This window comes from Sutterella sp., assembly GCF_052272535.1.
Lineage (GTDB): Bacteria > Pseudomonadota > Gammaproteobacteria > Burkholderiales > Burkholderiaceae_F > Sutterella.
In genome coordinates, this window is record NZ_DAVZJY010000045.1 from 1 (window position 1) to 13,159 (window position 13,159).

The window sequence follows — 13,159 nt, forward strand, 5'->3', positions numbered from 1 at the left end:
GCTCATGCATTCCCCCTTCTCAACGAATAGTCCAGAAGGCAATTTGACGACATAGATCAATCTGTGCTAGTTATCAACCTCTTTCGGATGCTTACTCAAGCATCCACAATCCCCTCAAACACAAAGTCTTCCATACTCTCAGAACACAAGCACAATAAATGACTAACAGTACTGACAAGGCTGCCGCATCCGCCGCCATCCGAGTCGCTCCGAGAAGCGGCCGGGTAAGGGCTGGCGTTGTGCTTGACCGAGACGGCGTGACTGTTGTGCAGAGCCGCGAGGGAATCGACGCAATGGAGCGGGCGGCCTATGCGGCCTATCCCGCCGATTGCGGCAATGCCCCGGAAGACAGGGCCGGATTTGCCGCCAGGGTGATCCGCAGCGTTGTCGACAAGCCAAACGAATGCGATGTCTGGGCGAACCTCTCCGAATCTGTCGTTTACGTTCTGACGCTTCCCGTCGTCAAGGATGCCGATCTGGACGCCGTTGCGCTTTTGAACGCAAGCCGCGTCTCTCCGATCAATCCCGACGAAACCAATTTCGACTACCGTCTTCTCGGCCGTTCGACCGGCACGGACGTGCCCTCTCTGCGCGCGACCGCCTTGAGCGCCTCTCAGGAAGGCTGCGAAGTCTGGCGTTCCGCCTTTGAAAAGGCCGGCATCAGGCTCGCGGGGCTCAGCTCTCAGGAGCTCGCCCCGGCGCTTCTCGCCTGCCGCACGCCCGTCGACGAAAGCTGGACGACCTACGCCTCTATGACGGTCGATGCTGGGGAGAGCGTTCTCACCATCATCGAAAACGGCAGGATCGCGCTTCAGCGCAACTTCAACGTCGGCATGGACCAGTTCCTCGCCGATGTCGTCGAGCGCCTTTCCGTCACGGAAGAATACGATTCGAACGAATCGCCCGATGATCGCCGGGCGCGCCTGGGTTTGAAGGTCAAGCAGCTCTTCGCCGACGAAGAGCTTCTGAAGACGCAGGGCGACATGCTCGCGTCGAGTCTCGACGCGGGTGTCGACCGCTCCATCAAGTACCTGGAGCGCACCTTCAGCTACTACGAGCGCGTCGAGCACGGCGCTGCTCCGATGGGTCTGTGCCTTACGGCCGACCACGCCGTGGTTCAGGTGCTTGGCCGCAGTCTGGAAAGCAAGCTCGGCATTCCGTGCAAGGTTCGTCTGCCCGACGCCTACCTCGTTGAGGGTGCTCAAGATCACATTCACGGCATCAAGGAAAACTTCAAGTGTGTGGCGGCTGTCGAAGCTCTGGGCCTTGCCTGCAGCAATGAGACGACGCCCAACTTGCTGGACCTGCCGGCCGACCGCCGCATGCGCGCCAGGATGCGCCGTCTCGTGCGCGCCGGCATGGTTGCGCTCGGCGCTGCCACGGTCTGCATGCTCGGCATTGCCGCCTGGTGCGGCCTTTCCTGGGTCGAAGACGGCCGGGCGCTCGAACAAAGCCGTCGTGAGCTTGCCGCCATCGGTACGCCGTTCACCGCCCGTGCCGTCGACAGCGAAATGCAGCGCCTCGAGGCGCTTGAAGCCCGTGGCGTGGCTGTTCTCGAGCGCCGCCGCTTCGCCAGTCTTCTCGGTGAGCTTGCAGCTGTGCGCGGCGATGACGTCTACATTCGATCCGTCGAGCTCGTGCCCGCAGGTGAAGCCGTTGCGGCAGACAAGAAGAAGTCTTCCCGCGGCGACCGGAACGAAAAGGCTGAGCAGACGCTTGTCGTCGTGCACGTAAGCCTCTACGGCAGCGCGCAGGAGCGCGAGGCTTCCTTTGCGGAATTCATCAATCGTCTTGAAGGACTCAACCGCGGCGGCACGATGACCGTCGTGACGGAAGATTCCGTGGACAACGGCGTGGCCTACGCCATTCGCATGAGCGGAGGCTTCTGATGAAGAACGTGTTCAAGAATATGCGCGGTGCCGGTCTGGGCGGCCTCCTTGTGATGGCCGTCGTCTTTGCCGTGTCCGTTGTGCTCGCGGGCGGCCTCTACTTTGCCAAGCTTTCTCGCGGCATGGAGCTCAACGAAGTCAACGATGAGATCTCCGCGCACCGCACGATTGCGCCGATTGTGGCAAGCCTCAAGGCGCGCCGCGTCGAGACTGAAAAGCTTCTCACGCCTGCGGCTGCCTACGACATGCCCAAGGATGTGCGCGGTCTTCTAAAGACGCTTCGCATTGTGGCTCAGGATGCGGGCCTGCACAACACGCAGTTCGTGCCGGACGCCATCTCCGTTGTGGGCAAGAGCGACATTCGCCTCAAGGGCGAGGCTCAGGGTTCGACCGACTGCTTCCGCCGCTTCCTCGTGGGCCTGAGCTCCCAGGACTGGATCTCGTCCATCGGCCGCGTCAAGGCTTCGGCGGGCGACGATGCTGACAGCAACAAGTATGAAGTGACGATCCGGGCTCGTTTCGGCCTTCTCGAAGAGCTGGGGGGCAAGTGATGAATTCTCGTGAGAAAAAGCTCCTTGGACTCGTGATTGTCGCCCTGATCGTGGCGGCCGGCGACTTCTTCTATTCGTCGCTCGACAAGTTCAAGGCCGTCGTTTCGTCGGATTCGAAGGCCGAGGCCGCAAGCGCCGCCGTGGCTCAGCTGAGTTCCAGAATGGCTGCCATGCCGCTCAATGCCGAAGCCCGCAGGCGTCTCGCCGCCGCTGGCGAGCCGCTCAAGAGCGACCCGCTTCAGGCGGTGCCGGCGAGCCAGCAGTTTGCGCGCAACGGTCAGAAGCTTCCCTTCATCTCGGTCGACGGTTTTATCCATATGGGCCGCACCCATCTCGTCATTCTCGGCGGCGTTGAATTCGCCAGGGGCGACGTGATCCCCGAAACGGGAGAGGTGGTGAAGTCGATCGGCGCCGATTCCGTGGTGCTGGAGCTTCCGGACACCGGCATGCGCCGAACGCTCAACTACGTCGAGCAGGATCTTGAAACTAATCACGAGGAGCCGAAAGCCGGCGACCCCAACCCTATAACACCAGTGACCGCCAAGTCGGTCCGTTAAACGAATGAAAGCACTTAACATCAACCTCAACACCTGCCTCATGCGTCCTCTTGCAGCCGCGTTCGTTGCGGTGCTCGTGCTTTCCGGATGCGCAACCCGCGACAAGGACGGCATCAGCAAGGACGATGCGTTCATGCAGCACTGGCAGAACCAGTCCGTCGACCGTCAGGGCTTCTCGCCCGCGCTCGAGGATCTGGCGCCCGAACCCCGCGTGCTGATGAAGCAGCAGTCTGCAAATCTGCACGGCACGCCCCGCGCGCTGCCTGATCAGCCGATCACGCTCAAGCTCCAGAATGCGGCCGTCGAGTCGGTTCTGCGCGCCATGGCGTCCGCAGCCAATGTGAGCCTCATGATGAGCAGCGGCGTTTCGGACAAGATCAGCCTCAACGTGAAGAACGCCCGCTGGTGCGACGTCTTCCAGTCCATCCTTCGCTCCAACGGTCTCGACTACCGTTGGCAGGGCAAGATCCTGCAGGTGATGACGGCTGCCGACAAGCAGAAGGAAGTGAGCCTTCTCACGCTCAACAACCAGCTTTCCGAGCAGTACCAGACGGCCGCTCATTCGGGCGACCTGATGGTGCAGGTCGTGAACGTCCGCTATTCCGACGCGGCTTCGCTCAAGAACAGCCTGACGCGCTTCGTCTCGCGCAACAAGGACGCCGTCATTGAAATCGACGAGCACAACAATGCGCTCGTCATTCAAGGGACGCCGCCCGAACAGGCCCGTATCCTTGCTTTGATCGACAGTCTCGACCGTCCGCGTCCGCAGGTTCAGCTGAAGGCCTACATCGTCGAAACGACGAAGGAAAAGGCCCGCGAGCTTGGCGTGCAGTGGGGCGGCCGCTTCAAGAATCAGAAGTTCATCGCTGGTTCCGGCAATTCGAAATTGGAGGGTGATGGTACCAACACGATTACCGGCATGCCGCTCGGACTTGGGTATACCGATCTCGTTGGGTCATCAGGCGCCGGGGTTCTCGGATTCAAGTTTGGCAATACCTCCGTGCTGGAAGCTCAGCTCAACATGATGGAACGCGATGGCGTGCTCAACATTCTGTCGTCTCCGTCCATTACGACGCTTGACAACAAGATGGCCTACACCGAAAACGGTGAAAAGGTGCCGTATGTGAGCAAGGACGACGATGGCGATACGAACGTCAAGTTCGAGGATGCCGTTTTGCGCCTTGAAATGACACCGAATGTCATCGACCCGGCCAACCTCAAACTCAAGGTCCTGATCAAGAAGGACGAAGTGGATTCGAGCCGCAACGTTCAGGGCAATCCGTACATCGTCAAGAAGCAGACGGAAACTACCGTGCTTGTGAGAAGCGGCGAGACGATCGTCATCTCCGGTCTTACGAAGGAAAAGGGCACGAATCAGGAAGCCGGCGTTCCGGGCATGCGTGATCTGCCGGGCGGCAAGTATGCCTTCGGCAGCACGAATCGCAATGTCTCGATGGAGGAGGTGCTGATCTTCATCACGCCGACCATTCTGCCGACGCGCGCCGAATCCGGCCGTCACGCCGCCCCGCTTCCTCAGTCTCCGGCTGTGCTCACGCCGGGCAGGCGTTGAGCCCGGACCGATGAAGGAGTCCGATCATGGCTGAATTCAACAAAAACGGTCGAGTGAAGATGCGTCTGGGCGAGCAGCTTGTGGCTGCCGGCCTTCTAACCGCCGACGCGCTTCAGGATGCCTTGAGGCGCGCCCGTGAAGAAGATCAGCGTCTCGGCGAGTATCTCGTTTCCGCCGGCATCGTGACGGAAGCTCAGGTGCTGCAGGCTGTAGCCAGCCAGCTTCAGGTGCCCGTCTACAACCGCGAGGCGTTTCCGATCAATGAGAAGCTTCGCACGGTGATTCCGGCCGACTTCGCGCGCCGTCACCGTGTGGTGCCGCTCTGCATGCGAAGCGGCGTGCTCTACGTGGGTCTTCTCGATGCGCTCGACTTCCAGACTTTGGACAAAATCGAGGAAATCGCGCATTGCCAGATGGAGCCCGTGCTCTGTCTCAGGACGGACTTCGTGCGCCTTTTTACGGCTGTCTACGGCGAATACTCCGCCGTGGGCGAAATGCTTGACAATGCTGCCCGCGGCGCTGAAGCCTCACCCGTGCAGTCTGCGGTTCAGAGTGCCGTGAAGGACCAGGAGCTCGAAGGCGACGTGAGCGAAGCTTTCGTCATCAAGCTCGTCAACATGATCATCGCCGAAGCGCTCAAGGCCGGGGCGAGTGATATTCACATCAATCCGGAAAAGACGGAGATCAAGGTGCGCTATCGTGTGGAAGGCCTGCTTCGCCGCGCCTCCACGATTCCGGTCTCCATGGGCTCGGCCGTGGCGTCCCGCATCAAGATCATGTCCAACATGGACATTTCCGAAACGCGTCTTCCGCAGGACGGCCGCTTTACCGTCAAGGCTGAGGGCCGCGAGGTGAACATTCGCGTGTCGACGCTTCCGACGACGTACGGCGAAAACATCGTGCTTCGTCTTCTGGACAGCCGCTCCGGGATCATCTACGACCTCCCGAAGCTCGGCATGAATCAGGCCGATTACGCGACGATTTCCCGTTGCATTCGCAAGCCCTACGGCATGATCCTTTCGACCGGCCCGACGGGTTCGGGCAAGAGCTCGAGCCTCTATGCCATCCTGAAGATGCTCAATCGCGAGGACGTGAACATCATCACGCTTGAAGACCCGGTCGAATACCGTCTTCCCGGCGTGCGCCAGGTCCAGCTGAACGTCAGGGCCGGCATGACCTTCTCGTCGGGCCTTCGCAGCATTCTGCGTCAGGACCCGGACATCATCATGGTGGGCGAAATCCGCGACAAGGAAACCGCCGAGATCGCTGTGCAGGCCGCTATGACGGGCCACCTCGTGTTGTCGACCCTTCATACGAACGACGCGCTTTCCGCCGTCTATCGTCTCGTCGACATGGGTGTGCCTTCCTATCTGGTGACGTCGGTGCTTTTGTGCACGTTTGCCCAGCGTCTCGTTCGTACGATCTGCCCGAACTGCCGTCAAGAATACGAGCCCGCCGAAGGCATGCTTCGCGATCTGGGCCTCAAGCCCGAAGACGGTCCGTTCTATCACGGCGCCGGCTGCCCGCAGTGCGGCGGGACTGGCTACTCGGGTCGAACGGCCATTTTTGAAGTGATGCCCATGTCGGAGGAAATCAACCACATGGTGCTCAAGGGCGAGTCGATGCAGACGGTCTACCGTCGTGCGCTTGAGAACGGCCTTCACACGATGCGTCGGGACGCTGCGGACAAGATTCGCGCAGGGCTAACGACCTGCGAAGAGGCGCTGCGCGTCACGATGGCGTAACGGGGACTGAGAAATGCCGCTTGACTACCGTTACGAAGCCGTCGATGTCGCAGGACGCCGCCTCAACGGAACGTTGACGGCGGATTCCGAAAAGGATGCTCGCCGCAAGTTGTTTGAGCAGGGACTCGTCGTCTCGAAGCTTCAGGGTGAAGCCAAAGCGAAGACGAGTTGGGATTGGCATCGCCTCTTCCAAAAGCGCCTGAGCACATCGGAGCTGATCCTCTTTACGCAGCAGTTCCGTACGCTCTACATGGCCGGCATTTCGCTGCCCGAGGCTTTGCGCATTCTTCATGATCAGGCTGAGAACAAGCAGTTCAAGTGGGTTGTGGGCGACATGCAGCGCCGCGTGCTGGAGGGTGAAAGTCTGCATCAGGCTTTTTCGGCCAATCGCAATGTGTTCTCATCGCTCTACTGCGCGATGATTGCGGCGGGCGAAAGCTCGGGTGCTTTACCGGAAGTTCTTGACCGTCTGGTATATTTGCTTGCGCATGATGCAAAGACGAAGCAGCAGATTACATCTGCTTTGCGCTATCCGAAGATGGTTGTATTCGCGATGGTGATCGCCTTTCTCGTGCTTCTCAATTTTGTGGTGCCGCAGTTTGCCTCAATTTTCCAAGCTGCTAAGGTCGAATTGCCGTGGCCGACTCAGTTTGCGTTGTGGCTCAATCAGTTCTTCCAGGATTATTGGTTCGTTATCCTAGCTTTGCTTTTCGGATTCATTTATACTTGGAAGGCATTCATGAAGACTGAAAAGGGAGTGTTTTGGCGTGACAGCATGGCGCTCAAGATTCCTCTGATCGGCAAGGTTGTCCAGAAGGCGGCCATTGCGCGTTTTGCGGCTATTTTCAGCATTCTGCAGCGAAGTGGGCTTTCTGTTTTGAACAGTTTGGACATCATCCGGGATACGGTTGACAATGCTTTCTTTCAGACGAAATTCGAAGGGATCAAGTCAAAAATTCAAGCAGGTAGCGGGATTGCGGCTGCGGTTGAATCGGTGAAAGGCTTCACACCGCTTGCGGTAAATCTCATTTTGGTGGGTGAGCATTCCGGTAAGTTGGATGAGATGCTCAATGACCTCGCAAGGCACTATGACAATGAAGTCGAGTTGGCAGTAGAGGAGTTAACCGAGTGGATTGGTCCAATACTGATTATGGCTCTAGGTGTTGTGGTTCTCTTCTTTGCGTTGGCTATTTTCTTGCCAATGTGGGATCTAGTGAAGTTGGTTCAATAGTCTAAATTGGCGTTTCTTTCTTTATAAATAATGGAACTGATTAAATGTTCAACTTAAGGAAACAAAAAGGGTTTACTCTGATTGAAATAGTTCTCGTTCTGGTGCTGCTTGGGATTTTGTCTGCTGTTGCTATTCCTAAGTACTATGATCTAGAGGCTAAAGCTGAAACAGCAAAGGTTTACGCTCTTGCGTTTCAGTTTGAGTCAGAATTTAATAGTGAAACCGCTGCTTTAATGTTGGAAGGAATGTCTTGTCAGGATGCTAAATATAAAGCCGCTGACACGGTTGGTAGTCGTTATACCTGGAACGATCCGAATGTGCCGGGCACTATTTCTGTGGATCCGTCCGTCATTTATACGGATTCTCCGGAAATGAAAGTTTTTGTTCGTGCAAATAGTACGGAGGGCCGTACTTATGTTGTACCTTCTGGTGTTATTATTTGTAACAATCAAAGTGCAACTACTCATTGATCAAATTAAAATTTGATCTTGTTTATATTTTATCAACGTTGTTTTTTATAGGAGTTAATAAATGAAGAACAACACTCGTGGTTTCACATTGATTGAAATCGTTATGGTTCTTGTGCTACTCGGTATTCTTTCCGCTGTTGCTCTGCCGAAATACTATGATCTTAAGAGCCAGGCTGAAAAGCAGACTGCTAAGGCTGTTGCGGCTGAATACCAGGCTCGTTTGAATGCCAGCTTTGCTGAGAACCTTCTCGGTAATAATAATTGCACGACTTCCCGTGGTAACGCAATCGAAGAGGCGGATAAGCTTTTCAGCGAAGCTGCCGATGTGGCTGTGAACAAGTTCACAATGGTTAAAGATCCGGAGACGGTTGCTGATACTGACAGTAAGTTCACTCTTAAGCTCAGCAAGGATGGTAAGGGGCTTGCGGATGTCGTTATTGCTCTTCCGACTTGCTACAATCCGGTGAAATAATCAATCCGATTATTGACGGATGTCTACAAACAAATGTGAAGACTGATTCTGTCAAATAGGAAAATGAGCTGCGCGAGAAGTTGAATCACAATCACGTCTCGTGCAGCACATTTCGCACCGAATTGAGCAGATCAATTTTTTATAACTGTCGAGTGCTGCAGAGCAAACAAAATCCATAGTAATAGAAATCCCTGACTCTTTAATGTTTGATCTTGATAACACTCTAAGAACCGTCAATCAACGCAACGGTTCCGACCTCCATCTCTGCGTGGGAGAACCTCCCATGGCTCGTGTCGTTGGTGAGCTTGAACCGGTCGGGAATGCAGAGCTTACGTCTGTGGACATGGAGGTTGTTTTTGACAAGATCCTCACCGAACGTCACAAGAAGATCCTCGAAGAGAAGGGTGAGGCTGACCTTCGCTATGAGGTTCCCGGACTTGCGGGCTATCGTGTGAACGTCTTTCAGACGCTCGCCGGAGCCTCAGCTACCTTCCGAGAAATTCCCAATACCATTCCGACGCTCGAAGAGCTCGGACTTCCCAATTCGCTCACCGAGCTTTCCATGCTCAACAGCGGTCTCGTTCTCCTCGTGGGCCCGACCGGCAGCGGCAAGTCGACTGCAACGGCTGCTCTCGTCAACTACGCGAACGAGCATCGCCGCGAACACATCCTCACGATTGAGGATCCCATTGAATTCCGTTATGAAAGTCTCGGCTGCATGGTGAGCCAGCGCGAAGTGGGCCTTCATACGACCAGTTTCCAGGCCGCTCTTCGCGTAGCGCTTCGCGAGGACGCAGACATTGTGGTTGTGGGCGAAATGCGCGACCGCGAGACGGTCCGCCTGGCTCTCGAGGCCGCCGAAACCGGCCACCTCGTTTTCTCCACGCTTCACACCCGCACGGCGGCTCAATCCGTTGACCGCATCATTTCGATCTTCCCCGAGACCGAGCAGGCGCAGATGCGCATGGTGCTCGCCGACACGCTCAAGGCTGTCCTCTCCGTTTCGCTCATGAAACGATGCGACATCAAAAGCCGCGTTCAGGCCATGGAGATCATGCTGGTGAACGGCGCCATTCGCAACCTCATCCGCGAAGGCAAGACCCCGCAGATCAACAACGTCATCCAGACGAGCCGAGGCCAGGGCATGTGCACGATGGACGATGCGCTCAAGTCTCTGCTTGATCGAGGCATCATCTCCAGCGAAACCGCCGAGCATTACGCCCGTGATCCCGACTTCCTCAAGGATGTCAAGCGCATCTGACCTCTGATTCATGATGAGCGACTTCCTCTCCATTCTCGACTATGTGCCGCGAAGCGACTGGACGATCTTCAGTGCTGTGTTCGGTCTCTTCATCGGCAGCTTTCTCAACGTTGTTTCCGATCGATATCTGAGCAATGAGTCGATTGTTTGGCCGCCGTCGCACTGCACCGAATGCGGGCACAGGCTTCGCATCTGGGAGCTCATTCCTGTTGTGAGCTGGATTTGCCTTCGAGGAAAGTGCTTTTCCTGCGGCGCCAAGATCGGTATTCGCTATCCGCTCGCCGAACTCATGACCGGTGCGGCCATGGCCGCCGTCGGCTGGGTTTACGGTCCGACGGCCGCCTGCTTCTGGGGCTGGGTCGTGACGGCGATCTTCATTGTGATGTCGCTCATCGATGCGCAGTCAACCATTCTTCCGGACCGCTTCACGCTGGGCGGCGCCGTCATTGCGCTTCCTGTTTCCATTTTCGTGCTCGGCAACGACTGGCTGAATGTATTGCTGGGCGGCGTGCTGGGCGCCGGCGTCTTCTGGCTCGTGGGCGTGCTTTATCTTCGCCGCCGCGGCATCGAAGGCCTGGGTTTCGGCGACGTGAAGCTTATGCTGATGATCGGCTTTCTTGTGACCGCTGAGCTCCTGCCCCTCATCGTCATCATGGCGGGCCTTGCTACAGTGCTGGGCTTTGCCGTTGCGGCGTTGCTGAGAAAGTCCGCCGAAGGCCTCGGCTCCATGGAGATGCCATTTGGTCCCTATCTCTGCCTCGCCGCATGGGTGACGCTCCTTTTTGGGCGTGACATCTGGCGCCTCTGGATTCAATTCATTCTTTCGATTTGAGGTGCGGGATGAGAAGGAATGCAGGCTTCACGCTTCTCGAGCTCGTGTTGGTGCTGGTGCTCTTGGGCGCGCTCTCCGCGATTTTTGCCGCTCATTTTCCGAAGCTGAACTTCACCTTCGAGAGCGAATTCATGGAGTCTGAAAGCAGGCTTCGCGAGGCGGTTGTCTACGCTCGCAATCAGCAGCTTCTGTATCAAGATGGCGAGACTACGCTTACGATTGACACTAATAGTGCGACCTGCTGGCACGGTTCAACAACTCGCACCTTTACGTGGTCGGATGCTGACGTGATGTCTCTCGAACCTCCGGGCGAGGTGCATTTTGCCGACTTTGGTCGGCGATGTTCCGGCTCGGAATGCGGGCGCGTGAAGATTGATCTAGCGTCTAAGGATAGGTCAAAGACGCTTTCGCTCACGATCTATGAATCGGGTTATATCGGAAGAACGCGGCCAGAAGAGGAAGGCCATGAGAACTGATCGAAGAAACGGACTTCGTTCGAAGGCAGGCTTTGCGCTCCTTGAAGTCGTCATGACGATCATCATTGTGGGCCTTGCCATGGGTACGGCCGCCATGGTTCTGGGCACTGCGGTCAAGGTTGTACAGATGCGCACGGCTCAAGACAACCGCAGTCTGGTGGCTGAAAACTGCATGGCAAGAATTGAAGCTGCTTTTCAGGGACGTCCAGTTGCCGAACTTGATGGCGGTGCCTCCTTCGTCTGCAAGAGTATGAGCGATGTCACTGTAGACGTCATGCCGATGTCAATTCAGAAGGATCAGGACAGACAGGACACTGAAGGGCGAACGAATTACGCTGCCGTTCCGCCTCCCCCCTCATCGACAGGTCCTCTGAGGCTTGTTACCGTCAAGGCCGACGGCCATACTTATCGCCGCCTCTTTGCGTATCCTCAGCTCAATGCAACGTCAATCGAAATCAGCACGGTTTCGGTAGTGGCAAAGGAGAACGAGTGATAAAGGCATATTCAAAAAACGCTCAATCTAAGAGAGGCTTTACGCTTCTTGAGTGCGTGGTAACGCTTGTGATTGCCGGCTTCATCGGTGCAGTTGTTACGGCAACCATGGCTTACGGCGTCAGGATTTATCAGGCGCTTCGCACCCAAAGCGCGGGCACGAGCCAGGTGCATGTTGCCGCAGCTGTGGTGAAGCGGGTGGTGGAGAAGACGAAGCTGGAAAACCTCGACAAAGTGAAAAGCGAATTTCCTAGGGAGGGCGATACTGTCTACTGGAAAACATCCGGGGAAAAGTCCGTTTTTCTTGAGAGCGTTTCCAGTTGGGAGATCAGCTCCGAATCTGTCGGTAGTAGCAATCGCAAGGTAGTCAGGCTTGTCACAGCCTTGCAGGGTTCCGGCAGCGGCGAGATCGTTTATGAATTCCATCCGCTCTGGGAGGCTGACTAATGAAAAACGGCGTCATGACGGTCGCTGTCATAAATCATCGCCTCGGACGTGAAAGAGGAAGCATTCTGATCTTCGCGCTTACGGTGCTGTTTTTCTTTTCCGGTCTTGCCGTTTTTCTCAAGACGATGCTGGATTCTCAGGTCTTCGTTGAAAGTCGGGATGCCGAGTATGCTGTCGAAGCGGATTTGTTGTTTGCTTCCGGATTCGATGCTTACGGAATGATATTCACCGAAGCTTTTCCGAATACTCAGACGACCGATCTGGCTGAGAACAGGGCTGCCGCCGCGCTCAACAGCATCGGCAAAGTTACTGTTAAGAATTCTAGATCCTCGTCGTTTGATACCCTGGGTGTCTTTTACACGAATAAAAAAATTAATTCGGTGATCATTACAGTGGACGGAATGGGTTGGCGCATTAAGACCAAGAACGACTTAATCTGGCATTTGGAGCTTGTCGACGGAACGAAGCTGACCCGAAAGGCCCCCCTCAATCTCTACGTTCATTGGGGGTAGTACGTAAGTGTCTGATTTCGGGCATAAATCACCGGTAAATGCACTCGGTTTTCAGCAGTTTCTGAAGCAGTTTCGCCCTGCATCTTTGGCTCGGTAGAGCGCTGTGTCGGCCTCGGCAATCAGTCCGGGCAAGGTCTTTTCGCCCAGAAAGCGCGTGGCCGAACTCACGCCGACCGAAATGGTGAGCGGGGTGCCGGATTCAATGTCGGGAACCGCAATGCCGGTTTCGCACGAGATCTCGCGGAGGCGGGCGCATAATCGGTTGGCGACGAGCATGGCGGTTGCCTGCGTGACGTTCGTGAGCACAATGCAGAACTCTTCGCCACCGTGACGATCCTGAAAGTCGTCCAAAGCTAGCACTAAATAGCTGCTTTCGAGGACTCTGAAGTCGACAAGTAGTTGATTTCTCGTCGTTTTTTCTCCTATATCGTGGAGCTATGGTATAATATAGGCCCACTATGGGAGTTTGCCATGTCTCGTCCTTTTTCTGGGAAAACCCTATACTCAAAGGGTTGCAACTCTCATGCCCGCCTCACTCCATGTCGGCCATTTCTATTCCAACAAGGCCCCTCGCCACTATCCTGCGTCCTCAGCCTAGGAAGCAGGGCTTCACGATCATTGAAATCGTTCTAGTGCTCGTTCTGCTTGGCATTC

The 13,159-nt window shown here is 56.0% G+C and carries 16 protein-coding genes; 15 read left to right on the forward strand and 1 reads right to left on the reverse strand.

Annotated elements, in window-relative coordinates; all coding sequences use genetic code 11:
• Positions 1-257 precede the first annotated feature (257 nt).
• The 14 genes from ACT6Y9_RS03915 to ACT6Y9_RS03980 all read left to right on the forward strand — a co-directional run bounded on the left by ACT6Y9_RS03915 (position 258) and on the right by ACT6Y9_RS03980 (position 12,505).
• The gene (locus tag ACT6Y9_RS03915; protein ID WP_443743569.1) at positions 258-1,889 is read left to right on the forward strand and encodes a hypothetical protein; all 1,632 of its coding nucleotides are present in this window, start codon (positions 258-260) and stop codon (positions 1,887-1,889) included.
• Entirely contained in the window at positions 1,889-2,440 is a 552-nt protein-coding gene (locus ACT6Y9_RS03920) for a hypothetical protein (RefSeq protein WP_443743570.1), read from the forward strand. Before ACT6Y9_RS03915 ends, ACT6Y9_RS03920 begins: the two co-directional genes overlap by 1 nt.
• Complete coding sequence (locus ACT6Y9_RS03925) at positions 2,437-2,997, forward strand: hypothetical protein (RefSeq protein WP_443743571.1); 561 nt, start codon at positions 2,437-2,439, stop codon at positions 2,995-2,997. Before ACT6Y9_RS03920 ends, ACT6Y9_RS03925 begins: the two co-directional genes overlap by 4 nt.
• Positions 2,998-3,001: 4 nt before the next feature.
• Complete coding sequence (locus ACT6Y9_RS03930; RefSeq protein WP_443743572.1) at positions 3,002-4,567, forward strand: secretin N-terminal domain-containing protein; 1,566 nt, start codon at positions 3,002-3,004, stop codon at positions 4,565-4,567.
• Between the two features lie 26 nt (positions 4,568-4,593).
• Positions 4,594-6,312 carry a GspE/PulE family protein gene (locus ACT6Y9_RS03935; protein WP_443743573.1) on the forward strand — a complete coding sequence of 573 codons (1,719 nt, stop codon included), beginning with the start codon at positions 4,594-4,596 and terminating at the stop codon, positions 6,310-6,312.
• 13 nt (positions 6,313-6,325) lie between these two features.
• Positions 6,326-7,543 carry a type II secretion system F family protein gene (locus tag ACT6Y9_RS03940; protein WP_443743574.1) on the forward strand — a complete coding sequence of 406 codons (1,218 nt, stop codon included), beginning with the start codon at positions 6,326-6,328 and terminating at the stop codon, positions 7,541-7,543.
• 44 nt (positions 7,544-7,587) lie between these two features.
• Entirely contained in the window at positions 7,588-8,013 is a 426-nt protein-coding gene (locus ACT6Y9_RS03945; RefSeq protein ID WP_443743575.1) for a prepilin-type N-terminal cleavage/methylation domain-containing protein, read from the forward strand.
• 61 nt (positions 8,014-8,074) lie between these two features.
• Positions 8,075-8,485, forward strand: coding sequence for a type II secretion system protein (locus tag ACT6Y9_RS03950; protein WP_443743576.1), 411 nt, complete (start codon positions 8,075-8,077; stop codon positions 8,483-8,485).
• A 202-nt stretch (positions 8,486-8,687) separates the two neighbouring features.
• Positions 8,688-9,746, forward strand: a complete 1,059-nt coding sequence (locus ACT6Y9_RS03955) for a type IV pilus twitching motility protein PilT (RefSeq protein WP_443743577.1) — start codon at positions 8,688-8,690, stop codon at positions 9,744-9,746.
• A gap of 10 nt (positions 9,747-9,756) precedes the next feature.
• Entirely contained in the window at positions 9,757-10,578 is an 822-nt protein-coding gene (locus ACT6Y9_RS03960) for a prepilin peptidase (RefSeq protein ID WP_443743578.1), read from the forward strand.
• An 8-nt stretch (positions 10,579-10,586) separates the two neighbouring features.
• Positions 10,587-11,054 (forward strand): prepilin-type N-terminal cleavage/methylation domain-containing protein, encoded by a 468-nt coding sequence (locus ACT6Y9_RS03965; RefSeq protein ID WP_443743579.1) that lies wholly within the window; start codon positions 10,587-10,589, stop codon positions 11,052-11,054.
• A 52-nt stretch (positions 11,055-11,106) separates the two neighbouring features.
• Positions 11,107-11,547, forward strand: a complete 441-nt coding sequence (locus ACT6Y9_RS03970; protein ID WP_443743580.1) for a hypothetical protein — start codon at positions 11,107-11,109, stop codon at positions 11,545-11,547.
• Positions 11,544-11,993, forward strand: coding sequence for a type II secretion system protein (locus ACT6Y9_RS03975; protein ID WP_443743581.1), 450 nt, complete (start codon positions 11,544-11,546; stop codon positions 11,991-11,993). The genes ACT6Y9_RS03970 and ACT6Y9_RS03975 overlap by 4 nt, the downstream gene beginning before the upstream one ends.
• The gene (locus ACT6Y9_RS03980; protein WP_443743582.1) at positions 11,993-12,505 is read left to right on the forward strand and encodes a hypothetical protein; all 513 of its coding nucleotides are present in this window, start codon (positions 11,993-11,995) and stop codon (positions 12,503-12,505) included. The genes ACT6Y9_RS03975 and ACT6Y9_RS03980 overlap by 1 nt, the downstream gene beginning before the upstream one ends.
• A gap of 51 nt (positions 12,506-12,556) precedes the next feature.
• Here ACT6Y9_RS03980 and ACT6Y9_RS03985 read toward each other — a convergent pair whose 3' ends face one another.
• Positions 12,557-12,865 (reverse strand): GGDEF domain-containing protein, encoded by a 309-nt coding sequence (locus ACT6Y9_RS03985; protein WP_443743583.1) that lies wholly within the window; start codon positions 12,863-12,865, stop codon positions 12,557-12,559.
• Positions 12,866-13,044: 179 nt separating this feature from the next.
• Here ACT6Y9_RS03985 and ACT6Y9_RS03990 point away from each other — a divergent pair.
• A partial coding sequence (locus ACT6Y9_RS03990) for a type II secretion system protein (protein WP_443743584.1) occupies positions 13,045-13,159 on the forward strand: 115 nt, incomplete at its 3' end.